This is a genomic window from Paenibacillus agilis (genome assembly GCF_007786455.1).
GTDB classification, from domain to species: Bacteria; Bacillota; Bacilli; order Paenibacillales; family Paenibacillaceae; genus Paenibacillus_B; species Paenibacillus_B agilis.
In genome coordinates, this window is record NZ_VNJK01000003.1 from 292,070 (window position 1) to 314,728 (window position 22,659).

Sequence of the window (22,659 nt, forward strand, 5' to 3'; positions counted from 1 at the left end):
TTCAGACAGCTTGAGGGCTGCTTGGATAAGGGTTGTTTTTTTGTGCGAAATGGGATTGGAAAATAATCCTTGACGACTGTATATAGAGGTCATTATACTGTGTATAACAATATACACAGTAATCACAGTGAACTGTGGCCTGTGCGATTGAAAGGAAAGTAGGTGTCTCCTCATGAAAAGAGGTTGGCCAGATGCTTGGTTTATCGTAAAGCAAGAATTTAAGACATCACCAATAGGATTGCTGTTAACGATATTGTTTATGGTTTATCTTTCAGTTATGACCTATCCGATGGTTCAAATGGTTTTTGATAAGGAAGCTGGTGTAATCTCGACCATCATTACCGATTTTTATCTTTTTCTCATTTTTTTAAGCCTAGGGAATTTCATGAATCGTAGATCTACCCGCTATTTGTCAGAGGACTCTTATCGCCAATATGTAATAAAGCAGCGTATTTTGCCAATCGGAATTCAAACCATTGTGCGTGCTAGATATTTGCAACTTATTATCCTATCGCTAGTGAACGGTACGATTTTCTTTTTCGTTAGCTACTTCATTATTGGATTGGATAAAGTAACGAATACCGCTTCCTATGCGCTGTTTGTCCTGATAGGTCTAACATTCAGTATTTTGATAAATGTCCTATTTACGTATTGTGAGTGGAAAATGAGCGGGAAAATTTATATGTTGGTCGTGCTCCTTGTTATGGTGATTCTAACTATAACTGCTATCATTATTAGTTTATGTGGGGGCTCAGTCTTCAAGTCATTAATTTATATAACGAATGAATGGCCGATTCCAACCGCAATTGTAACGATCGTGGTGCTGAGTCAAGCAATTGTCTGGGGAATGAAGTCATCCTTACAAGTGCTGCGGCGAACGGATTTGTCTTGAGTCAGATATGCAGGAAGGAAATTTTCAGATTTGAGAAATAAAATAGATTGGCGTCATAGACGCATTGGGTTGTTGACGTGTCACACTCCATGTAGTTGCAGGATCGATAAGGGAGGTGAACCGGCTTATGTTCATTCCGATACAGCTTGATGAGAATAGCACCGAACCATTGTATGCACAGATTAAGAGCCAGCTTAAGACGTTAATTTTGAGCGGACACATCGAGACGGGAACGTTATTGCCATCGATTCGTGAACTAGCAGGTCAGTTAAGTTGCAGTGTCATTACAATACGGCGTGTGTATCAAGATTTAGAGCAGGAAGGGCTGCTGCGCACGAAGCAGGGCACAGGTACGTTTGTGGCGCCGGTTCATCAAGGTGAACGCGACCAATTTCGCAAGCGGGCAGTTGAAGAAGCTATCATAGCGGCTATAGATGCTGCTAAGCAAATGCAGATAGATGAACAAGAATTGCGGGATATTTTTAATGAGATTGTACGTTTACGTATGCAAAATGACTGAGCTTGAGGGGAGGAGGTACTGATAATGAATGCCTATACACTGGAAGCAGTTGAGAAGCACCGTGAACATTTACGGGTTGGTCCGTTAAATGTTGAATTTCCAAGTGGCTGTGTAACAGCTATCGTTGGCGTGAATGGTTCAGGTAAAAGTACGATGCTTAGCATGATGATCGGGCTTGCTCATCCAAACCAAGGGAATATATATTTTGGTCAGCAGCGTGTCGATGCTGATCATGATTATGAGTGGAAGCAGCGGATCGGATATTTACCAGAGCAGCCTAACAGCGAAGATGACTATAAGACTCCCGACCAATTAGCTACGGTTTATGCCTATTGGTATAAGAACTGGGACTGGCAGGTCTACCAGTCGATGATGGCTAAGTACGAGATTCCACCAAAGACAAGGCTTAACAAAATGTCTAAAGGGATGCGGCGTAAATGCGAGTTAATTATGATTTTGTCGTATCGTCCAGATGTATTGCTATTAGATGAACCATCATCGGGGTTGGACCCTGTTAGTTGGCGTTATGTAATGGAAGATTTGCAGAAGTTTATGGACGACGGTGATCGAACGATTATCATCGCAACGCACATCATTGATGAAGTGAGAAGGCTTGCTGATTATATTATGTTCCTGCATCGTGGCCAACTTGTCCAATTCGTAGAAAAAGATGAATTGTTCGATGCTTGGAAGGAATATTGGTTCAACATTTCCGAAGCAGCTCAGTTAAAGGGGGCACCAGGCGTCAAAGATACGCTCCAAGATGGTGTTGGCGTAAGGCTAATCGTAAACGATATTCCGCAGTTTGAGGATTACTTGCAAAGGCATAACATTCAGCCTATACGTGTTCAGACCGTACCATTAGATGAGATTATGCTTCAATCGATAAAGGGTGTTAAGTAATTTATTTATGATATAGCAAGATAGAGTAAATGGGTAAACGATGAGAGGAGAGATTAGGACGATGAAGACGTTACAGCTTGACCGAATCGTGAAGCAATATGGCGACAAGACGGCAGTCAATGAGATTAGCCTAAGTGTAGAAGCAGGGGAAATTTACGGTTTACTTGGTGCCAACGGCGCTGGTAAGACGACGACGATGAGAATGGTACTGGGCCTCATTTACCCAGACGCAGGTCAAATTCTATATAACGGTAAAGCGTATCATAAAGGTTTGGAGCAATTGTTTGGTTATTTGCCTGAAGAACGCGGCTTGTACCCGAAGGTGAAAGTTAGCGATCAAGTGCTTTACTTAGCACAATTGCGTGGCATGTCCCGCAGCGATGCGGATAAGAGCTTGAAGTATTGGCTCGAGCGCTTCCAAGTTCCTGAGAACTACAATAAGAAGATCGAGGAACTGTCCAAAGGAAATCAGCAGAAGATCGGCTTTATCGCTTCGATCGTTCATAATCCGAAGTTCATCATCATGGATGAAGCGTTCAGCGGTCTCGACCCCGTCAACGTTGAATTGATGAAAGAGACAGTTAAAGAATTGCGCGACAATGGCGCGACGATTTTGTTCTCTACACACCGTATGGAGCATGTGGAGGAACTGTGCCGTCAGACGACGATTTTGAAGAAGGGTGAGGCAGTTCTGCAAGGCGCGGTTCGTGACCTAAAGGCGAAATACCCGCGTGAGAAAGTAATCCTTCGCACGACTGGTGAAGTAACTGGCCTGGAGCAAATTGCTGGCGTTAAGCAGGTTGATCGTACAGAAACAGGCTACATCATCAATATTGCTGATGAGTCTGCCGCACAGCATATTTTACAGCAGGCGATGAGCCAATCGACGGTAGAACACTTCGAAGTGAAGGAACCGACGTTGAACGATATCTTCATTAAAGCGGTAGGGGGCGAGTCGAATGCGTAATGTGTGGACAGTAATCGGATTCTCTCTGAGAACGAAGCTAATGACGAAGGCATTTTTAATGACAACAGCTATATTGGCTTTAATCGTTACGATTGTAATGAACTTGCCGTTTATTATTTCTTTGTTCGATGAAGAAGACAAAGCGATCAAAGTAGGTCTCGTGAATTCTTCTTACCCTGCGATTGAGAAGTCGCTAGAAGAAGCATTCAAGCAGAAGCAAAATGATATCATTCTTGTTCCTTATGATAACGCAACAGAAGAAGGTCTATTGAAGGATGTAAAAGAAGGCATTATTACAGGGTACTTGAAGCTGGAGGCTGCTGAACAAGGCGGCGAGCAGGCATTCCCGAAAGTGACGTATCATAGTGAAGAAGATCTGGATTTCGGTTTACAAGGCGATATTACAGCTGTTCTTACAGTATTGAAGACACAATGGATTGTAAAAGATTCGCTAACTGCGGATCAACAGCAGCAATTGAACCAACCCGTTTCCTTCGATACGAAGAAATTGAAAGCTAGCGACAGTGGTCAATTAGCAGAAGATGCTGCTGGAGAAGAGCCTGCGTTCAAGGCTGAGTCTTTCGTTGTTACATTTGCATTGCTTATTCTATTCTTTACATCGATACAGATGACAGGAAATATGATTGCATCCGAAGTTACGCAAGAGAAAAGCTCTCGCGTTATGGAAATTTTGATTACGAGCGTATCTCCATTGGCGCAAATGTTCGGTAAAATACTAGCGATGTTTATCCTTGGTATGATTCAAATTATGGCGTTTATCGCAGTAGCGGTTATTAACTTGCTATTGCCGCATAACCAAGAAGCGCTTAAAGGACTAGATTTGGATATTTCTAAATTTGATCCGATGCTCGTTATTTATGGTTTGATTCTATATGTGTTCGGCTACTTCTTGTACGCGACATTGTACGCTTCAGTTGGTTCTATCGTAAGCCGTACAGAAGATTTGGCACAAGCGGTACTGCCAATTACATTCTTAAGTTTGGCTGCTTTCTACATCGGTATGTTTAGCGTATCTACACCGAACTCGATGCTTGTAAAAGTAACATCCTTTATCCCGTTCTTCACACCGACTTCGATGCTGCTTCGTATCGGTTTGGGCGAATATCAGTGGTGGGAGTTCTGGTTATCAATCGTTATCTTGCTTCTGTCCGTACTTGTATTCGGCTGGTTGGCAGCGAAAATTTACCGCACAGGCGTATTGCTCTACGGTAAGCGCCCTACGTGGAAAGAAGTTCGTAAAGCGATGAAGGCTTATAAAATTTAAGAGTTATTAATCACATTGTTAGTAATCGTTATAATTGAGACCGATTATGGCACATGTTTGAGACAATGCATATTCGCCTGATAAGCCAAGAACCTTGGTTTATCAGGCTTTTTTCTGAATTATATTTGAAGAACCCTCTGCAAAAAGAATAAATTCTCGTTTAATAAGTCTTTTCGTTTTTTCGAATTTATTTCTTTATAGTGTTTTGGATTAAATAAGTATATAGAACAGGATATCATTTTATTGTAACCTACTGTAGATAATGCTTGTGCAATTGTAGGATATAATTCGTTATTTAAAGAGTGGAGTATAATGGTATGATCAGGAAATTTCTCAACAAATAAATTCGTAAACTGTTCGATTTGTTGTTTGTTGATAGAATGATAAAGATTGGTTGATAGCATCCAATTATTTATGACAACTACTTTATTAATATTTGTTCGTCGTAGCCAGCTTCCCATAAGACGAATCGGATAGGTTAGCAGTTTCTTTGGCCATGTTTTTCAAACTCCCATAACCCTTCCAATTATTCTCTTTTGGTCATGAGGTACATCCTGGAATGAAATTACCTCATTTTCTTATGAATATAACTGGCATTGTAGGTGGTTTGAGTTTGACGCTTATCTATTGAATGTACATCTAATGCTATTGCTGTTACCTCAATTTCCCCCTCCTGTGAGTTCCTTATGTGTATTTATAGCGTCTTCTGCATTCTGTTTCTGCGTTAACCTCGAATGCCATCTTTCGAACACCTCATCTCCACTGTCACCAGACATGGATTATATAACTCCCTTGTAGGATCCTTGCCTCCAATAGCTCTCTCATCCAGTATGTGAAATGATGACTCTCTACCGAATGTTATAGGATTTTTTTCATTAATCAAATTACCTTGAACGGATTACACAATAAGGTGATGAATTATTTATTATAAATGTCTACACCGTATTACGGTTATTTGAGGTCTTTTGATTTCAATTTATCGAATTTGGAACTGTCCATATGATATAGTTTTGCGCATATATTTTTTCAGTTACAATGACTTCTTCATCTCCACTAGTAAATACATGTGCGGAACCTAGTTGTTCTTTAAACGAAAATCCCCTTTCTTTCATTTTGGATAGTATGTGGACATTTCCATCTTTCGAATTGCTTAAATAGAACTTTGAGTCAGCAGAATGTTTTGTGATGTCTACTATGTCATTATTTGAGACATGTATCTTGATTATCCCATATATTGCTGAAATGTTATTTCCATCTTTCATAAACATATTCAATATCGTAAACGACAGTATAACAACGATAAATACAACACTAATAATAAATAGTTTTTTTCGTTTCGTTGTCATTAGTTCACCTTCCTTTAATTACTTTGAATTACTATATTCTACGATTAATATAACTAGACCACCCTATATTGAGTAGGAGGGTGGTCTGGTTATTATATTCTATTATCTTCTTTCTTATGAATACAAAATCTTAAGTTATTTTATCAATTTCATATCCGTAAACCTTCACATTTGGATTATAGTTATAAAAATAATCCAAGGCTCTAGTTTGATTTGTATCTGTAGTGTGATATGTTGCATATTGTTGATTACTTGCTGTTCCTGTAGTTTTTGTAATTATAATTGTATGATCAATACTCCCATCACCCGTAAAGTCAATAGAAAGTGCATCTCCAACTTGCAACAGACCACTACTTGAAGCTACTCCAGCCCTACTACTAAAGTGTTGGTAGAAGTTATGGGCTCCTCCCCAGGTATGAGATGGCTTGGAATCACTATAATACCAATTATCAGTGTTACTATGTGGGAACCAGATTCCACTCTTTTTCGTAGACAATCCCCCTGCAACAAGTGCCTGAGATACAAAATTCGTGCAATCATTCCAAGCCCTTCTTGGATTTGATTGACCACTCGCTCCAGAAGGAAGATCATTGAGGTTATTGTTTGTCGTTGATTGCCCAGCGTATTCGGCATAATAAGGGTAGCTTGTATTGTTGGTTTTATTCCACCAATTTACTGCATATGTTGCAGCAGTTGAAGGAGTATACGCTAATGGAGTAATAATTGCTGCATTATCTTCTAAAGTTGTTTCCGAGGATTGAATAGTGGAATGTGTGTTTACTGGAAATAGATTGTTAAAATCACCATCAACTGAAAGGGTTTTGTTGGAGACGGCATTAATAATTTGATCATTTACGGCTTTGTTTTCGTAAAAATCCATGAAAGCAGCAAATTGTCTCAATTCATTTTGGAGATCCTTGTCGTCGAGTTCAATTAAAAAGTATGTTTTAATAAGGTCCTGAACTTGTTCGTTATCCAAGTCTACATTAATTCCTCTAGAAGTGAAATCTTCAACTATATATTGGTATGCCTTGCTGTATGTCTTAATTGCACTTTCTTTTGTTATAGAAGTTTCAGAATACAGCTTAGTTGATTTTCCATCGTAGGTTAATGGCGAAAAATTAATCTTATCTCCTTTTACTTCAGTAACTAGAGTGCTTTTCAAAGTTTTTTCCGGGGCAATGCTGGCCTCAGTTGCATAGCTGCTTGTAGGAAACAAAGTTAACACCATGGCCGCAGATAAAAACATCATAATTTTTTTCAAAATCTTCACTCCTTTTGATAAATATAAGTTCAATATGTTACCACAGAAAAATAAATCAACTGTTCTTAAGGAGATATGCACATAGAGCAAGTGGTAGAAAATATCAACTTTGTTCACTCTAAAAAAGATTATGATTTTACTCTGATGTTTGTCAGCCATGGGTTTCTTGAGTTAGGAGAGAACAATTTTACTAAGAATCTAGTAACAATGAGGATGGTTATATTTTAGACATTACAAGCATACCAAAAAGTTAAGTGATAAAAGAACGAAATAATAGAAACCAGTTTCAATTTGTACCATTCATCACCTCCTATTCTCTTTTTTTACCATACTTTGCAATTGATTTCAACAACCTTTTATTTGGCTGCAAAAGTATATTATTTCTCTCTCTCTCCACTAATACTTTTTATATTTATTAAATAGTTTTTACCCTACACAGTATGATTGCGAAAAAATCACTAACGTTGAGTTTATTAGATTTCCTTCAGAGAATGACTATTTGTCAGAAGGTTATGCTGTTAAGAATGTGGTTCAATTGCGAGCAAAAGCTGCTGATGATTGGAAACTGGTTCATATGACTTTATAACGAAAAATAAAAGTCGAAGATAGATCATAAATCTTAACTTTGACAGAGGTACAATACGTGTACTATTATTAATCACATAAATCAAATGTTTAAACACTTAAACATATTATGAAAGGAGGGAGTATGGTGGGTAAACAAGCATTAGAGCAGTTTCGCAAATGTACCCCTCTTTTTCAATTGTTAATGGACCCTAATCGTCAAGATATCATTTTACTGCTTAGTGAACACGATGCTCTGACGGTTAATGATATAACGGAGCATTCAGTCCTTTCACGACCAGCCATTTCACATCATTTACAGTTGTTAAGGCAGCAAGGATTAGTTGAAGTTGATAAGCGAGGAACAGAGCGTTACTACTCTTTGACATTAGGAAATGCTGTTGAGTCCTTGAAAGAACTTTTATCATTAGTTGAGCGAGATTGCCTTTAGATATATCTAAAGGTTTCTTTTATACTTTAAACGTTTAAATGTTTAAACGTTTAGTGATTAACTATTTCATTCGTATGTTTTATTAGAAACATAACCTTAGGAGGGCATCATAATGAACCAGGTAGAAACGATTGATATTCAACAAATTCTTGATGAGCATAAACAATTTTTTCATAAAGGCTCGACTACTAGTTTTGAATTCCGAGTGCAGCAGCTAGAGAAGTTAAGAACAGCTATCCAGCGTTATGAAGCTCAAATTCATGAAGCATTATATAAGGATTTAGGGAAAAGTGAGTTTGAAGCTTATGCAACAGAGGTAGGACTCGCATTAAACAGTATTCAATACACGATGAAAAATTTAAAGAAATGGATGAAGCCTGAAAAGGTAAAAACGCCTTTCTACATGTATCCATCTAGCAGTTACATTATGAAAGAACCTTATGGAACGGTATTGATTATTGGCCCGTTTAATTATCCATTTCAATTGCTAATCGACCCGCTTATTGGTGCTATTGCGACAGGGAACTGCGCGGTACTTAAACCTTCTGAGAACACATCAAATGTAGCGGCTATCGTTCACAAAATGATAAAGGAAACATTCGATGAGGATTATATTCGAGTAGTTGAGGGAGAAAGAGAAATAACCTCTCAACTCGTACATGCACCTTTTGACTATATCTTTTTCACAGGAAGTGTAGCTGTGGGGAAAATTGTAATGGAGGCTGCTGCGAAGAACCTCGTTCCTGTAACGTTAGAGCTCGGCGGGAAAAGTCCAGTCATTGTTGACCGCACGGCGAATTTAGAAATGGCGGCGAAAAGAATTGTATGGGGTAAATTTTTGAATACAGGGCAGACTTGTGTTGCACCCGACTATTTATTAGTTCATTCCGAAGTAAAGCAACAATTCCTCTCAAAAATGAAAGAAGTTATTCGTCATTATTATGGCGAAAATGCGATACAAAGCAAAGACTACGGTCGAATTGTGAATGAGCGTCAATTCGATAGACTTGTTTCTATTATAGAGACGGATAAATCCAATTTACTATTTGGAGGGAAATCCGTTAGAGAAGAACGATACATTGAACCTACTTTACTGGAAGCAAAGTCTTGGTCTGACGCAGCTATGCTGGATGAGATCTTTGGGCCAATCTTGCCGATTATGGAGTATAGTACGCTAGAAGATGCAATTCAGACCATTCATAAACAGCCTAAGCCTTTGGCTTTATATGTGTTTACTGAAGATAAAATGATTGAACAGGAAGTGTTGAGTCGAGTTTCCTTCGGTGGTGGTTGTGTCAATGATACGATTTCACATGTGGTTAATCACCATTTGCCGTTTGGCGGGGTAGGGAATTCCGGAATTGGTGCATATCATGGGAAGTTTAGCTTCGATCTATTTTCCCATCATAAAAGCATTGTAAAAAAGAGTACAAAATTTGACTTAGGTTTCTTATTCCCTCCATACGAAAGTAAACTGAAGTGGATTAAAAAAGTGTTTAAATAGAGAGGCATGCTGCTTGGGTGCTGCACATTATGAAAAAGGTTCGTTTGAATAGAAGGAACCAGGGGTCGACATGTCGTCGAGCCCCTTATCTTCATGAGGAATTACCACTTCACCAGATTTAATATAAATTTTATTTTTACCCTACTACTTTTTTAAGCTTGCTTCCTTATCCTTGTACTATGAAAGGAAGGGATGCGAAATGAAACAAACGAAAATGATGAATAATCATTGGCTGCTAGTCGGCGCATTCGTCTTGTATATGTACTCATTGCTCAAAATTATTTTATTTAAGTTTCATTCTATTAATATGAACTTTATGGTGAATCAACTGCGGTCTAATATAGAAGATCCTCATTCCATTATAGATAGACTACAAGTGGGTAACTTAGTTCCGTTTAAGCAAATTTCTGAAAATATGGAAGGTCAATCACTGAATGATTTCATTCAATTGTTTGGCAATATCGGAATTTTTGTGCCGCTCGGTATTTTCCTGACGATGTTGTTAAAAAACAAAAGAGGTGCGTTCATCATTGTGCTCGTTGGTTCGTTGGTTGTAAGTTTGAGTTTGGAATCTGCACAGCTCCTATTTGCTATCGGAAATTTTGATGTTGATGATCTTATTTTAAATACTTCCGGGGGCATTGTAGGGTATTGCCTTATACGGCTGCGGGTCACGGGGGAAAAATGTACTTCTTAGCGCATACGTAAAGCCAGCTAGTTCAAGTTTTTGAGCTAACTGGCTTTTTAGCATGTGTAAGGAATGATTAAGAAGGCTGAGTCGTTGTATGTTTACGCAGCCATTGCTCTAGGAGCTTGACGAACTCTGCGTCGATCGGTGTGGTAAACAGTGACTTGTATTCTTTCAGTAGTCCTAGCATCGTATGGGGCTTTTCATATTTGCGCAAAATATGATTCATATGTGGGATGACGTGCCATTCGGCTTCGCCCGTAGCTGCTTCGGCGAACTTTCTAGCATGATCGGGAGGTGCCTGTATATCATTTGAGCCTGATATCGCTATGATAGGGCAGGCTACTTGACTTATATAATCGGAAATATTTAGTGCAGCGTGCTCGCGGAACCATTTGGCACCGATTTTTTTGCCTTTAAATCTAATCGTTGGTGTCGTGGAGGAGAGTACTTTTTCGATAAACGCTGCGGTTTGCTTTTTGGCTTTTTCTTTCACTTTTAGTAAGCGAATAAGGAATCCTTTTATTCCTTTAGCTTGTTCCAGCTCTTCAAGCGCCTGCCCAGTTTGACGGGGAATCGTATCATGCACCAAATTCTCTACACCCCCCGAAATGAGCATGAGACCATGGACAGGTTCTTTGGTATGCACGAGGGGGGCGATAGAAGCTCCTTCGCTATGTCCAAATATAAAAATACGATGGGGGTCCACTTCTTGCCGAGATTTCAGGAATTGAACACATGCAATACTGTCATCGACTAAATCCCACAGCCCAGTTTCGTTGAAATCTCCACCACTGGCATGTGTGCCGCGTTTGTCATAGCGGAGAGTGACAAACCCCATTTTTCCCAATATATCAGCAAGGTCCTTATAGATGTTTACATTAAGTCCTTTGCCATTGCCGTTGCGGTCGTTTTCACCTGTGCCAGAAATGATTAAAATTGCAGGAGCAGGCTGTGTTATGTCAGTTGGAATGGCTAACGTACCTGCTAAAGAAAAAGCGCTGTTAATCGTCACTTCGATTTCGTTCAGATTTACATTCATCTTCTTTACTCTCCCTCGCTTTTAGTTTCTGCCTCCGGAATAATAACGAATGAAAGATTTCGACGTCGTCTTCCCTCAGTGGGGCCGTTCTTCATTGCTTTCATCACAGCTTCTCTAAACGGAGCCATCACTTCTTCCAATTCATCATCACTTAAATAAAGAGCAAGTTGGCGGTAACCAACTCGGTCACGTTCCAAATGGATATCAGGTTGCTCTAAATACTGCGAAAAGTCATTCATAAGACTAGAAACGAATGTGGTGAAGTAGCGCATGTGGTCATCTTTCGTTGCTTCTTCCAGATCGGCTTGCGTTAAGTGCGCTCCTTCTTCGGACAAAGCATATACCTTCTCTATGACACCGCGAACTTGGTACTGCTCAACGATGGCCAGCAAGTTAGCTTCTGCAAGCTTGTTGAGATGACGATAAAGGGTGGCTTGTGGAACATCGGGTAAAAGCTCATTTAATTGTGAGGCAGTAGCACGTTGTTGGCGCATAACCGTAAGGATGATTTTCAGCCTTACCGGATGCAGGATCAGATCAGCTTTGTTCTTTTTCATGTTTATTACCGCCTACGTTTATTGTTATCATTATTGATTATATTTTCACTATTGATAATATTACTCCGAGTTGTTTTTGTCAAGTATTTACATTTGGTAGGGGTGGAGTATAAAAAATGGGGGTCTACCCATTGTTCATGCGAATAATGGGCCTGGAGATGCCGGATGCGATGGATCAGAATTGAAGAGAAGTTATAGTGGGTGGATGGCTAGTTTTTCGTTGAAGTCGTTATTGGGGTCATCCGAAATGAATAAACCCATCTGATAAACCTTTTCAGGGGCATCGATGGGTTCTAGTAAGCTATTGTGGCCTATTATGCGTAAATGAAAGGGAGTTGGTGTTTCTGACTCTATTTAAGCAACGAAAGTGTCACATCTAATGTGTTATCGACAAACGCTCGCTGCGGGCGGGACTTCAAGATAACCGTTAGTCCGATCAATGATGTGATCAGCGCTTGGGCTAGAGCCTTTGCATCTGCAACAGCCTTGAGCTCGCCGGATTGTATCCCTCGTTCAATGGTTTCTTGAAAGATAACAGATAGATACATTTGATGTTCTCTTGTTAAAATTTCGAATTTCTCATCGTGAGGGGCAAGTTCAACCATGGTGTTGATACAGAAGCATCCGCGGCTGGGCCCTCCGGAATATTCCTCGGCAATGACATCTTCAAAAAATGTGCGAAATGCTTCTTTTACAGAAGGATTGCTCTGAAGTTTGGTTCGCATTTCGGAAGCGCGAGTCATCGTGTATTTACGCAGCGCAGCTTCGAACAATTCTTTTTTGTCCCCAAAGGCGGAGTATATGCTAGGCCGAGTAATGCCCATTCTGGCAGTTAAGTCACTCAATGAGGTAGCTTCATAACCCTTCTCCCAAAATAGCTGCATGGCTGCATGTAGTACTTGTTCTTCGTCAAATTCGCGAGTTCTTGCCATCGTTCAGACCTCTCGTCATGTTTAATTATTTTTCGTACCAAACGGTATGAAATAATTTTATAATTAGCCGCCTATCTTGTCAAATTTAAAATATATTTGTTGACATCATTAGAAAGGTGGAGTTATATTTGCTACACAAAATAACGTACTGATCGGTATGTTATTTGTTCAGCATTTAAAAACGATAGGGGGTAAGGTATGCACAACATGAAGGAGGTTGTGGAAGAAGGCTCAGTTAATGCCGATAAGCAGGGGATTTCGTCACAAGGAAAGCGAGAGTTAGTCGCGGTGGAAGCTAATGTTCAGCGTTCTTCTCTTTCCCGCTATGTAACACTATTGTTTGCGGTAGCTTGTGGGATGTCTGTCGCCAATATCTATTTTGCACAGCCCTTACTCGCTAACCTTTCGAGTGAGTTCGGAATTAATCAAGCTATCATTGGTATTCTCATTACCATCACGCAAATCTTTTACGCAGTAGGGCTGCTGCTGTTGGTTCCGCTCGGAGATTTGCTGAACCAGCGCCGTTTGATTATTGGCCAAATGCTGCTATCTGTAATTGCGTTAGTTATCGTAGGAACTGCCTCCACTAGCGTGGTACTATTTGCGGGAATGGCTTTGGTGGGGTTGCTTGCTGTTGTTACGCAGACGATTGTGGCATTTGCAGCAAGTATGGCGGCCCCAGCTGAGCGAGGGCGTGTCGTTGGCATCGTAACTAGCGGCATTGTAATAGGGATACTGCTTGCACGAACGTTTGCAGGGCTCGTAACGGACCTTGCCGACTGGCGCTCTGTTTATCTGCTCTCTGCTGCACTTATGCTTCTTACGATCGGTGTATTTTTCAAGGTGCTGCCCAATGTTGAACGTGAAGTAAGGAACCTGTCTTATCCTCAACTTCTTAAATCGGTATTTGTACTTTTTGCACAAGAGCGGGTACTACGTATCCGAGCCGTTCTTGCTCTGCTCATTTTTGCGGACTTCAGCATTTTATGGACGTCACTAGTACTGCCTCTTAGCGCACCGCCAATATCTCTTTCGCACACGGCAATTGGTGCGTTCGGTCTTGCAGGAGTGGCTGGGGCATTAGGTGCAGCACGGGCTGGGAAGCTTGCTGATCGAGGTTATGGACAGAAAACAACGGGCATTGCTTTGCTCCTGCTGTTTGTATCATGGTTTTTCATTCGCTATACGGAACAATCGCTGATCGCCTTGGTCATTGGAATTGTGCTTCTGGATTTGGCAGTACAGGCCGTACATGTTACGAATCAAAGCATGATTCTATCCTTGCGTCCTGAGGCACGAAGTCGGATTACTGCGGGATACATGGTGTTCTATTCCATAGGCGGTGCGTCGGGCTCTATTGCTGCGACCCATACCTATGCACATTATGGTTGGGAGGGAGTGTGCTTGCTAGGAGCTTCCGTTAGTGCATTAGCAATTCTATTTTGGGTAGCAACCCGAAGGACGAAGACTAGCCGGGCGACAACTGACTCGTGATAAGACATTTGGTATCTATGTATAAGCTATGAACTTACAAATTCACAATGCAAATGGATAACGTACATTCATTTTAGATAAGGAGAGGTTTCGTGTGGAGATAGGGATTACTTCGTTTGTCGAAACAACACCGGATGTTCATACGGGTGAAGTGATAAGTCACGCACAGCGGTTGCGTGACGTTGTCGAGGAAATTGTTCTTGCAGATCAGGTAGGACTGGATGTGTTCGGTATAGGCGAGCATCACCGGAAAGATTACGCTGCTTCTTCGCCAGCCGTTGTACTGTCTGCGGCTGCAACACAGACAAAGCGAATTCGGTTAACTAGCGCAGTGACGGTGTTGTCTTCTGCTGATCCTGTGCGCGTGTTTCAGGATTTTGCTACCCTTGATGGTCTTTCAAATGGACGTGCAGAAATTATGGCTGGGCGGGGCTCCTTTATCGAATCCTTTCCGTTATTCGGTTACGACTTGAATGACTATGATGAGCTTTTTCAAGAACAACTGGAATTGCTTCTAATGATAAGAGAATCAGAAAAAGTAACTTGGAAAGGTGGGCATCGGCCAGCGATTAACAATTTGGGCGTATATCCTCGTCCTGTTCAGAACCCGTTGCCGGTATGGATTGGCAGTGGGGGCAACCAGGAATCCGTTATTCGTGCAGGCTTGATGGGATTGCCGCTAATGCTCGCAATCATTGGTGGAAGTCCGCTGCGATTTGCTCCACTTGTAGAGCTTTATAAAAGGGCAGCTAGCCACGCTGGTCATGATGTATCGAAGCTTAGAATAGGTTCGCATTCTTTAGGATTTGTGGCGGAACATACAGAGCAAGCAGCTAATACCTTTTTCCCGTCAACACAGGCAGGCATGAACAAAATCGGCAAGGAGCGGGGCTGGGCGCATTATGACCGTGCCAGCTTTGATGATGCGCGCAGCTTTGATGGGGCGCTGTACGTCGGTGATCCTGAGACGGTTGCTCAAAAGATTATTCACCTTCGCAAGCATGTAGGCATTACGAGATTCATGATGTATGTACCGATTGCTACGATGCCTCATGCTGAGGTGATGAGAGCTATTGAATTGTTAGGAACAGAGGTAGCGCCTCGGGTGCGCGAGGAAATAGCCAAGTGGGAAGCAGAGACAGGGCAATTGTCATAACGGGCACATTTTACTATTTATTATAGGAGGAATTCATATGAAATTCGAAAGTCGGGTACTACCAGAACTAAGATCGACATTAGCGCAATTCCCTGGTTTTCAACTGGAGGAAAAGTTAGCTTGGAGCAGAAGCCTGTTAACTGGTCCTCCTATTGAGCAGTCAGAACATGTACGCACGACAACCCGCATGATTCCGGGAGCAGATGGAGAAATGCTAGCAAAAATCTACGAACCCGCTCAGCGGACGGATAGTAAGCTGCCTGCTATGATGTGGATTCATGGGGGAGGTTATGTAATGGGGCATCCCGATATGGATGATACTTTGTGCGAGCGCTTCGTGCAGGCGGCTAATTGTGTTGTTGTCTCGATTGATTATCGTCTTGCTCCCGAGCACCCCTATCCAGCCGCTCTTCATGATTGTTACGCTGGTTTGACGTGGATGACGGATGAAGCTGAATGGTTGGGTCTCGATGTGGAGCGGGTCGCGATCGCAGGTGCAAGCGGTGGCGGTGGATTGACTGCAGCGCTTGCTTTAATGGCTCGCGACAAAGGTGGACCAGCCCTCATCTTCCAAATGCCGCTCTATCCAATGATCGACAATCGCAATCAGACAATGTCGAGCCACGAGATTATAGCTGAAAATGCAACTTGGAATCGAGCTAACAACGAAGCGGCTTGGAAAATGTACTTGGGCGAGAGTAACGATGCCAGTGAGATATCTCCCTATGCGGTGCCAGCGAGAGCGAGCAGTTTGGCGGGATTGCCGCCAACCTATACGTGTGTAGGGCAGCTAGATTTGTTCCGAGATGAGACGATCGAATATGTGACACGCCTTGCACAAGCGGGCGTCGATGTTGAGTTTCATCTCTATCCAGGCTGTTTCCACGTCTTTGAAGTGTTCGTTCCGCAAGCGGAGGTAAGCCAGCGCGCCAGTCAAAGCTATGTGGATGCGATGGCGAGAGCACTTAATCCATAAAAAAATGAGGTAGGGTCGTTTCAAAAGGTAAGGAATAAATGAGGCAATAGCACGTGTAAGAATGAGTAATTATTTTAAGTGGTATCGATAACTAAATTGTACATAGTCGCAATCTCCTGATGAACTGGATTAGTCGGTTTATTAGGGGATTGTTTTTTCGTTAGAAAAATTCATAACAGAAATAGTTGAAAAACCATTTACATACTATAGGGGGGTATAGTATATTAAAGTTGTAAACAGAAGTTAACATATGGAAATGAGAAGGGTTCCAGAGAATCCTTTTTATATGGATATTTATATAGGGTATAGGGGTATGTTGAAGGGAGGTGAAAAGATGAAAGAAGTGACGTTGAAAATCGAAGGAATGAATTGTCGTTCTTGTGTCAAAAAGATTGAGGGAGTCCTAGAAGAAATCGGCGTTGAAGGCCAGGTTAATTTTGAACAAGCAACGATTGATGTGAAATTTGACGAAGCTAAGCTGGAGATTTCGAATATTCAAGAAAGCATCCAAGCTAAAGGATATAAAACGACTGTATAGAGGAATCTACCTTGTAATAACCTGATAAGGGGGCATCCATATGACGGAAGCGGTAATTATTTATTCGATACCTACCTGCGGCGACTGCAACCATGCAAAGCGTTATTTCAAAGAGAATGAGATTTCGTATACGGAGTATGACTGTGAAACCGATACAAAATATGCGAAAGAAGTTATGGATTTAACAGGCAAGCAAATTGTCCCAACGATACTCATTGGCGACAAGGTCTTTGTTGGATTCGCTGAAAACCTATTAGAAATAAGTGAATTGTTAAAATGATGATGGGGTCTACTATATATACATGTGGTAGTTAGTAACGGAATCAAATTTTTGAATAAGACCAGTTCGTTCAAACTATTGAGCGAACTGGTTTTTTTGTGAAGACTTCTGGAGTGTGCTAGATTATTACTTTAAATTGTCCTCCTATTGCGGAAAATTGGCCAGAGTGTCTTTACAAAGGTGGACATCAGGGACATATATCGTAGTGGCTGGCTATAAGAAAGAACTTACTATATATAGCGTGGGTACAAGGGTGTTAATACCAAATATAGATATTGTATAGAGGGGATTACTATGTTTCATTATGAAAGAAGTGTCCACTCTTTGAAAGACATTCACTGCTGAAATTCCACCAATAGAGGACAAGAATAATATAAACGGCAAGGGTAGCATGGAGGGCGGACAGGAGCAGTATGGAATACTGTTTCGTTGAGAGTGAACACTGCAAATAAATTCGAAACCTTAGATGCTGTTATAAACTAACTTCAGGACTACAGTCAGTTTACAGCATTGCCCAATCTATGTTGTTATAATAACGAGGATGTATATTTACATCACTGTATTTTACTTTTACTGTTCACGTTATTCAATTCATAGAAGAAGCAGGTGCGCACGTATGGATCATATCCGAATGTTAATAGCGGATGACGATAAGGAGATACGAGAGTTAGTTCGGACTTATTTGCAGCGAGAAAACTATCAAATTGACACAGCAGCAGATGGAGAAGAGGCGCTGCGCTTGTGTGAACAACATAAATATAACTTCATTTTACTAGATCTTATGATGCCGAAGGTTGATGGGGTCGAAGTATGCAGAAGGCTGCGTCAGACGACGAATGTGCCGATTATGATGCTGACCGCGAAAGATCATGAAATGGACAAGGTCATTGGGTTAAGTATCGGGGCGGATGATTACATGACGAAGCCGTTTAGCATTCATGAGCTAGTTGCTCGCATTAAGGCACAGCTGCGGCGGTTTATGGTATTAGGCAGCAGCGAGAATCATGCTCAAAGCGAGCGTGTGGAGAATTTGTTGCGCTATAAAAATTTAATCATAGATATACGAAAATATAGTGTAAAGAAAAATGGAGAAGAGGTAGCGCTAACGGCGAAAGAATTCGAGCTGTTGAAGTTTTTTGCTTCTCATCCAGAGCAGGTGTTTACGAAAACTCAAATCTTCCGCCAAGTGTGGGGAAGTGAATACCTTGAGGACGACAACACCGTGATGGTGCATATTCGTAGACTGAGGTTGAAAATAGAAGTTAATCCTTCCGAGCCATTATGGATTCAGACGGTATGGGGAATCGGGTATAAGTTTGTAGGTGAAAAAGATGAAGCGTGACAAGAGTATGCTGCTCATCATCATTCAATTGCTGCTAGTAACAGCTCTTTTCGTAGTGGAATGGATTAATCAGCCCCAAGGCATGCTGCATGGGGTTTTATTTAGTGCCCTTTTCTTCGTAACAGGAAGCTTGCTGTTTGTACGGCTTCAATTCAGGACAAAGTTTCACAGTGTGGAGAAGGCATTGAAGCGGGCTGTTCAAGGAAATGTGAACACTCGTGTGCTGACGAATGATGATCCTATTATTGATGAAGTCATATTTTCAATAAATGAGTTGATTGAGCAATTAGCCAAAGTTCAAGTTCAATCGGTACGTTCCGAAGCAGCAAGAAAGAGTCTGCTCACGAACATTTCACATGATATTCGTACACCGCTCACATCGATTATCGGGTATGTAGATGCACTGAAAGATAATATCGCAGTTTCGCCAGAGGAGCGGCAGCAATATGTTCAGATCATCTCGAATAAAGCAATTGCCTTAAAGGAGTTAATTGATGAGATTTTTCACTTAGCGAAATTGGATGCGGATGAGATTCCATTACAAGTGGAGTCGGTAGATGCTGCGGAAATGGCGAGAGAAGCGGTAATTACTTTTTTGCCTGAGTTGGATCAAAGGAATATCGAGCTGAGAGCTAAATTGCCTGAAGAGAAATGTATGGTGCTAGTCGATCGACTCAGTCTGCTGCGAATTTTGAACAACCTGTTAAAAAATGCTGTCCAGTACGGGGAGGCAGGAAAGGTGCTAGGGATTGAACTTACAGAGTCTTCCCAAAGCTACCAGTTTAATATTTGGGATAAAGGGGCAGGCGTTGCCAAACAAGATGTAATGAACATATTCGATAGAATGTACCGCTCCGATCGCTCCCGAAGCACGTTGAATGGTGGCAGCGGTCTAGGGCTTGCGATCACCAAAGCGCTTGTCGAGAAAAATGGCGGTGCCATTTGGGTAGAAAGTGAACCTGGTATACATACGACGTTTAGCTTCACGATACCGAAAACAGCGACAACCAGTAACTCTAACATTTCGAGCTAAGTCGGTTAACGATTGGAAGCTAGGCTCAATGTAAACGGAAATGTAAGAAATCGTTAAGAACTCGTTAAGAGGCATGTAAAATCGACCGCCTACAATAAAAGTACATTCGGTTGAATAGTAGCAGATAGATCTATCAACTTTCATTAGCAGGAGGTGCTTTACATGACAGCGGTCATTCGAACGACCAACTTAACGAAGCAATATGGAACACAAAAGGCGGTAGACAGCCTTCAGCTTAATGTGAAGCAAGGTCAAATATACGGATTTCTAGGCCGAAATGGTGCGGGAAAGACGACGACGATACGTATGCTGCTAGGGCTCGTCAAGCCAACAGAAGGTCAGATTGAGATATTTGGCGAGAACTTATATAAGCATCAAAAGGAGATATTAAGAAGAATCGGCTCTATGGTTGAACATTCGGGCTTCTATGAAAATTTAACAGGTAGAGAGAATTTGCTCATCAATGCGAAACTGATGGGCGTTCATAAGAAAAGTGCAATTGAGGAAGCATTAGAAATCGTAGGGTTGGAACAGGAGACGAAGAAACTGGTAGGCAAATACTCAATGGGAATGAAACAACGCTTGGGGATCGCGAGAGCTATTCTTCATCATCCTGAGCTGCTCATTCTTGATGAACCAACGAATGGTCTGGATCCAGTAGGAATCAAGGAAGTCCGCAGACTGATTAAGTCGCTTGCTGAGGAAAGAAAGTTGACAGTGCTTATATCTAGCCACATTTTAACCGAGGTAGAACAACTCGCTGATCAGATCGGAATCATTCATCAAGGGAAGCTGCTTGAAGAGGTTTCTTTTGAGGAACTGCGTACGAGAAACCGCAACTATATCGAGCTGCAAGTATCGAACGACAACAAAGCATCGATGCTGCTGGAACAGCATTTTGCAGGAGTGGAATATGAGGCACATGGTGAGGGGTTCCTGCGTGTATATTCGCATATGGGCCAGCAGGGCAAGCTGAACAAGCTTCTCGTCGAGCATGATATCGAAGTAACGAGAGTCGCGGTTAGCGAAGATAGGCTGGAAGATTACTTCATCAAGCTGATAGGCGGTGGGACGATTGGTTAACTTGTTGTATACCGAGCTGTTGAAGTTGAAGCGGGCGAAAATGTTTATGATCAGTGTAATTGGTGCCATGGCGGCGCCCATTATGATGTTTATCGCCTTTTTGAGTATGAAGCGAGAGAAGCCGGAGACGATCCTAACGTTCGATGTGTCGTTTTACAATACGAATTTGAACGTGCTCATGCTTATCGGCACACTGTTGTATGGAGTCATTGCGGCCTATCTATTTAGTCGTGAATATACGGAAGATACATTGAAAAACTTGTTGACGATCCCGGTGTCCAAAACAAGTCTAATTGTGAGCAAATGGCTGCTCCTGCTACTATGGATTGTCGTCCTGACCCTAGTTGCTTGGATGATGACTCTTTTGCTAGGTTTTGTAGGCCAATTTGAAGGATTGAGTGTAGCGGTGATCGTCGATTCTCTTGGACAGTTTTTCGTAGGAGCGTTTCTATTATTCCTGTTGTCGACCCCAATTATATGGATAACGATGCTGTTCAAAAATTTTGTGCCGACGATTATATTTACTGCGGTTGTTACGATGGCCAATCTTACAGTTATCGATACAGATTATCAAGGTCTATTCCCTTGGTCAGCTGTGCATATGGTGGTAGCGAACAGTACGGAATTCGTTTATCCAGCCTCCTATTCGTATGCTATCATTTTTGCTACCTCTGTACTTGGACTAGCAGCAACGATTGTTTATTTTAGGAGATCGGATATTGATTAATAGTTTCAAGAATAGGTAGGGAGGTTCGTCTATTGGATTGGTGGGAGTTATTTGCGGCATTTGTACTAGGTGTCGTTGAAGGGCTAACGGAGTTTGCGCCCGTGTCCTCGACAGGGCATATGATTATTGTTGATGATTGGCTGTTCAAGACAAAAGAAATGTTCTCGCCAGAGGTGGCGAATACGTTTAAGATCGTTATCCAGTTCGGTTCAATTCTCGCAGTAGTAGTTTTAATGTGGGAACGATTTATGACGATGCTTGGTCTGAAAAAGGTGACGGGCGAACAAGCTTCTCAACCGCGTTTAAAGCTGACGCAGGTGATTGTGGGTATTTTACCGTTTGGGATATTAGGATTTATATTTGAAGATTTCATTGATACGTATTTATTCTCTACACAGACCGTCGTGATCGGACTTGTACTTGGTGCGTTTCTCATGATTGCAGCAGACTTGCTCGCACCGCGCGTGAAAAAGGTAGAGACAGTAGACCAAGTTACTTATAAGCAGGCTTTGACGATTGGTCTCGTGCAGTGCTTGGCGATGTGGCCGGGATTTTCTCGATCCGGATCTACGATCTCAGCAGGTGTATTGTTGGGGTTAAGCCATCGTGCTGCTGCTGATTTTACCTTTATTATGGCTGTGCCGATTATCGGGGGAGCCAGCTTCTTGTCATTGGTAAAAAGTTGGGACGCCATTACGGCAGATGTGATCCCATTTTTCGTGGTAGGGTTTATAAGTGCTTTTCTCGTTGCTCTTGTTTCCATTCGCTTTTTCCTGAGATTAATTAATCGTATTAAGCTTATTCCACTGGCGATTTATCGTATCGTACTTGCAGCAGTGATTTACTTTGTCTTTTTGTGATAAAGAGATCATAGTGAATATGTTTCATAGCGTTAACGTTTTGTGGAATGAAATGAAAACGAGTACAGAGTTAAGCGCTGTAGTTATTGAATCGGAACAGTTAAAACCAGCTGTATTCATGACAAAAAAATAGATAGAAATCGGACCTCGATTCTCCAACATAGCTTGGAGCAGTCGGGGTTTCTTTATGTTGTGCAACTAGCGGCGGATGAACGAGAGGCTGAGTCAAATTACAGCTGGGGACCGAGGTGAAGG

At 41.6% G+C, this 22,659-nt stretch carries 23 protein-coding genes and 1 pseudogene; 18 read left to right on the top strand and 6 right to left on the bottom strand.

Annotated elements, in window-relative coordinates:
• Positions 1-172 precede the first annotated feature (172 nt).
• From FPZ44_RS20275 to FPZ44_RS20295, 5 genes are all read left to right on the top strand, one after another.
• Positions 173-892 (top strand): hypothetical protein, encoded by a 720-nt coding sequence (locus FPZ44_RS20275; protein WP_144993321.1) that lies wholly within the window; start codon positions 173-175, stop codon positions 890-892.
• Between the two features lie 127 nt (positions 893-1,019).
• On the top strand, positions 1,020-1,412 hold the full coding sequence (locus FPZ44_RS20280; RefSeq protein WP_144993325.1) for a GntR family transcriptional regulator: 393 nt from the start codon (positions 1,020-1,022) through the stop codon (positions 1,410-1,412).
• A gap of 24 nt (positions 1,413-1,436) precedes the next feature.
• A complete protein-coding gene (locus FPZ44_RS20285; RefSeq protein WP_144993328.1) occupies positions 1,437-2,315 on the top strand; it encodes an ATP-binding cassette domain-containing protein in 879 nt (292 codons plus the stop codon).
• Positions 2,316-2,376: 61 nt separating this feature from the next.
• Positions 2,377-3,282 (top strand): ABC transporter ATP-binding protein, encoded by a 906-nt coding sequence (locus FPZ44_RS20290; protein ID WP_144993330.1) that lies wholly within the window; start codon positions 2,377-2,379, stop codon positions 3,280-3,282.
• The gene (locus FPZ44_RS20295; RefSeq protein WP_144993332.1) at positions 3,275-4,567 is read left to right on the top strand and encodes an ABC transporter permease; all 1,293 of its coding nucleotides are present in this window, start codon (positions 3,275-3,277) and stop codon (positions 4,565-4,567) included. The genes FPZ44_RS20290 and FPZ44_RS20295 overlap by 8 nt, the downstream gene beginning before the upstream one ends.
• Before the next feature lie 155 nt (positions 4,568-4,722).
• Here FPZ44_RS20295 and FPZ44_RS20300 read toward each other — a convergent pair.
• From FPZ44_RS20300 to FPZ44_RS20310, 3 genes and pseudogenes are all read right to left on the bottom strand, one after another.
• A pseudogene (locus FPZ44_RS20300) lies at positions 4,723-5,093 on the bottom strand (hypothetical protein); the annotation flags it as partial.
• 445 nt (positions 5,094-5,538) lie between these two features.
• A complete protein-coding gene (locus FPZ44_RS20305) occupies positions 5,539-5,913 on the bottom strand; it encodes a hypothetical protein (protein ID WP_144993334.1) in 375 nt (124 codons plus the stop codon).
• A gap of 130 nt (positions 5,914-6,043) precedes the next feature.
• Positions 6,044-7,177, bottom strand: coding sequence for an amidase domain-containing protein (locus FPZ44_RS20310; protein WP_186786159.1), 1,134 nt, complete (start codon positions 7,175-7,177; stop codon positions 6,044-6,046).
• A 712-nt stretch (positions 7,178-7,889) separates the two neighbouring features.
• Between FPZ44_RS20310 and FPZ44_RS20315 the strand changes: the two genes are divergently transcribed.
• The 3 genes from FPZ44_RS20315 (at position 7,890) to FPZ44_RS20325 (ending at position 10,393) form a co-directional block, all read left to right on the top strand.
• Positions 7,890-8,192: an ArsR/SmtB family transcription factor gene (locus FPZ44_RS20315; RefSeq protein ID WP_144993708.1), complete on the top strand. Its 303-nt coding sequence runs from the start codon at positions 7,890-7,892 to the stop codon at positions 8,190-8,192.
• 112 nt (positions 8,193-8,304) lie between these two features.
• Entirely contained in the window at positions 8,305-9,696 is a 1,392-nt protein-coding gene (locus FPZ44_RS20320; RefSeq protein WP_144993337.1) for an aldehyde dehydrogenase, read from the top strand.
• A 199-nt stretch (positions 9,697-9,895) separates the two neighbouring features.
• Entirely contained in the window at positions 9,896-10,393 is a 498-nt protein-coding gene (locus tag FPZ44_RS20325; protein WP_144993339.1) for a VanZ family protein, read from the top strand.
• A 67-nt stretch (positions 10,394-10,460) separates the two neighbouring features.
• On the opposite strand, the gene FPZ44_RS20330 is transcribed toward FPZ44_RS20325, so the two are convergent.
• The 3 genes from FPZ44_RS20330 to FPZ44_RS20340 form a co-directional block, all read right to left on the bottom strand.
• Positions 10,461-11,426, bottom strand: coding sequence for an alpha/beta hydrolase family protein (locus FPZ44_RS20330; RefSeq protein ID WP_144993341.1), 966 nt, complete (start codon positions 11,424-11,426; stop codon positions 10,461-10,463).
• 5 nt (positions 11,427-11,431) lie between these two features.
• Positions 11,432-11,983: a helix-turn-helix domain-containing protein gene (locus tag FPZ44_RS20335; RefSeq protein ID WP_144993343.1), complete on the bottom strand. Its 552-nt coding sequence runs from the start codon at positions 11,981-11,983 to the stop codon at positions 11,432-11,434.
• 350 nt (positions 11,984-12,333) lie between these two features.
• Entirely contained in the window at positions 12,334-12,915 is a 582-nt protein-coding gene (locus FPZ44_RS20340) for a TetR/AcrR family transcriptional regulator (protein ID WP_144993345.1), read from the bottom strand.
• Positions 12,916-13,122: 207 nt separating this feature from the next.
• Here FPZ44_RS20340 and FPZ44_RS20345 point away from each other — a divergent pair, with 207 nt between their 5' ends.
• The 10 genes from FPZ44_RS20345 to FPZ44_RS20390 all read left to right on the top strand — a co-directional run bounded on the left by FPZ44_RS20345 (position 13,123) and on the right by FPZ44_RS20390 (position 22,404).
• A complete protein-coding gene (locus tag FPZ44_RS20345) occupies positions 13,123-14,409 on the top strand; it encodes an MFS transporter (protein WP_144993710.1) in 1,287 nt (428 codons plus the stop codon).
• 94 nt (positions 14,410-14,503) lie between these two features.
• On the top strand, positions 14,504-15,565 hold the full coding sequence (locus FPZ44_RS20350; RefSeq protein WP_144993346.1) for an LLM class flavin-dependent oxidoreductase: 1,062 nt from the start codon (positions 14,504-14,506) through the stop codon (positions 15,563-15,565).
• Positions 15,566-15,602: 37 nt separating this feature from the next.
• Entirely contained in the window at positions 15,603-16,541 is a 939-nt protein-coding gene (locus tag FPZ44_RS20355; protein ID WP_144993349.1) for an alpha/beta hydrolase, read from the top strand.
• 334 nt (positions 16,542-16,875) lie between these two features.
• Positions 16,876-17,079, top strand: coding sequence for a heavy-metal-associated domain-containing protein (locus tag FPZ44_RS20360; RefSeq protein WP_186786160.1), 204 nt, complete (start codon positions 16,876-16,878; stop codon positions 17,077-17,079).
• A gap of 40 nt (positions 17,080-17,119) precedes the next feature.
• A complete protein-coding gene (locus FPZ44_RS20365) occupies positions 17,120-17,359 on the top strand; it encodes a glutaredoxin family protein (protein ID WP_144993352.1) in 240 nt (79 codons plus the stop codon).
• A gap of 616 nt (positions 17,360-17,975) precedes the next feature.
• A complete protein-coding gene (locus tag FPZ44_RS20370; protein ID WP_144993354.1) occupies positions 17,976-18,701 on the top strand; it encodes a response regulator transcription factor in 726 nt (241 codons plus the stop codon).
• On the top strand, positions 18,691-19,734 hold the full coding sequence (locus FPZ44_RS20375) for a sensor histidine kinase (protein WP_144993356.1): 1,044 nt from the start codon (positions 18,691-18,693) through the stop codon (positions 19,732-19,734). Before FPZ44_RS20370 ends, FPZ44_RS20375 begins: the two co-directional genes overlap by 11 nt.
• A gap of 162 nt (positions 19,735-19,896) precedes the next feature.
• Positions 19,897-20,817 (top strand): ABC transporter ATP-binding protein, encoded by a 921-nt coding sequence (locus tag FPZ44_RS20380; RefSeq protein WP_144993358.1) that lies wholly within the window; start codon positions 19,897-19,899, stop codon positions 20,815-20,817.
• Complete coding sequence (locus FPZ44_RS20385; protein ID WP_144993360.1) at positions 20,810-21,544, top strand: ABC transporter permease; 735 nt, start codon at positions 20,810-20,812, stop codon at positions 21,542-21,544. Before FPZ44_RS20380 ends, FPZ44_RS20385 begins: the two co-directional genes overlap by 8 nt.
• A 32-nt stretch (positions 21,545-21,576) precedes the next feature.
• The gene (locus tag FPZ44_RS20390; protein WP_144993362.1) at positions 21,577-22,404 is read left to right on the top strand and encodes an undecaprenyl-diphosphate phosphatase; all 828 of its coding nucleotides are present in this window, start codon (positions 21,577-21,579) and stop codon (positions 22,402-22,404) included.
• Positions 22,405-22,659 lie beyond the last annotated feature (255 nt).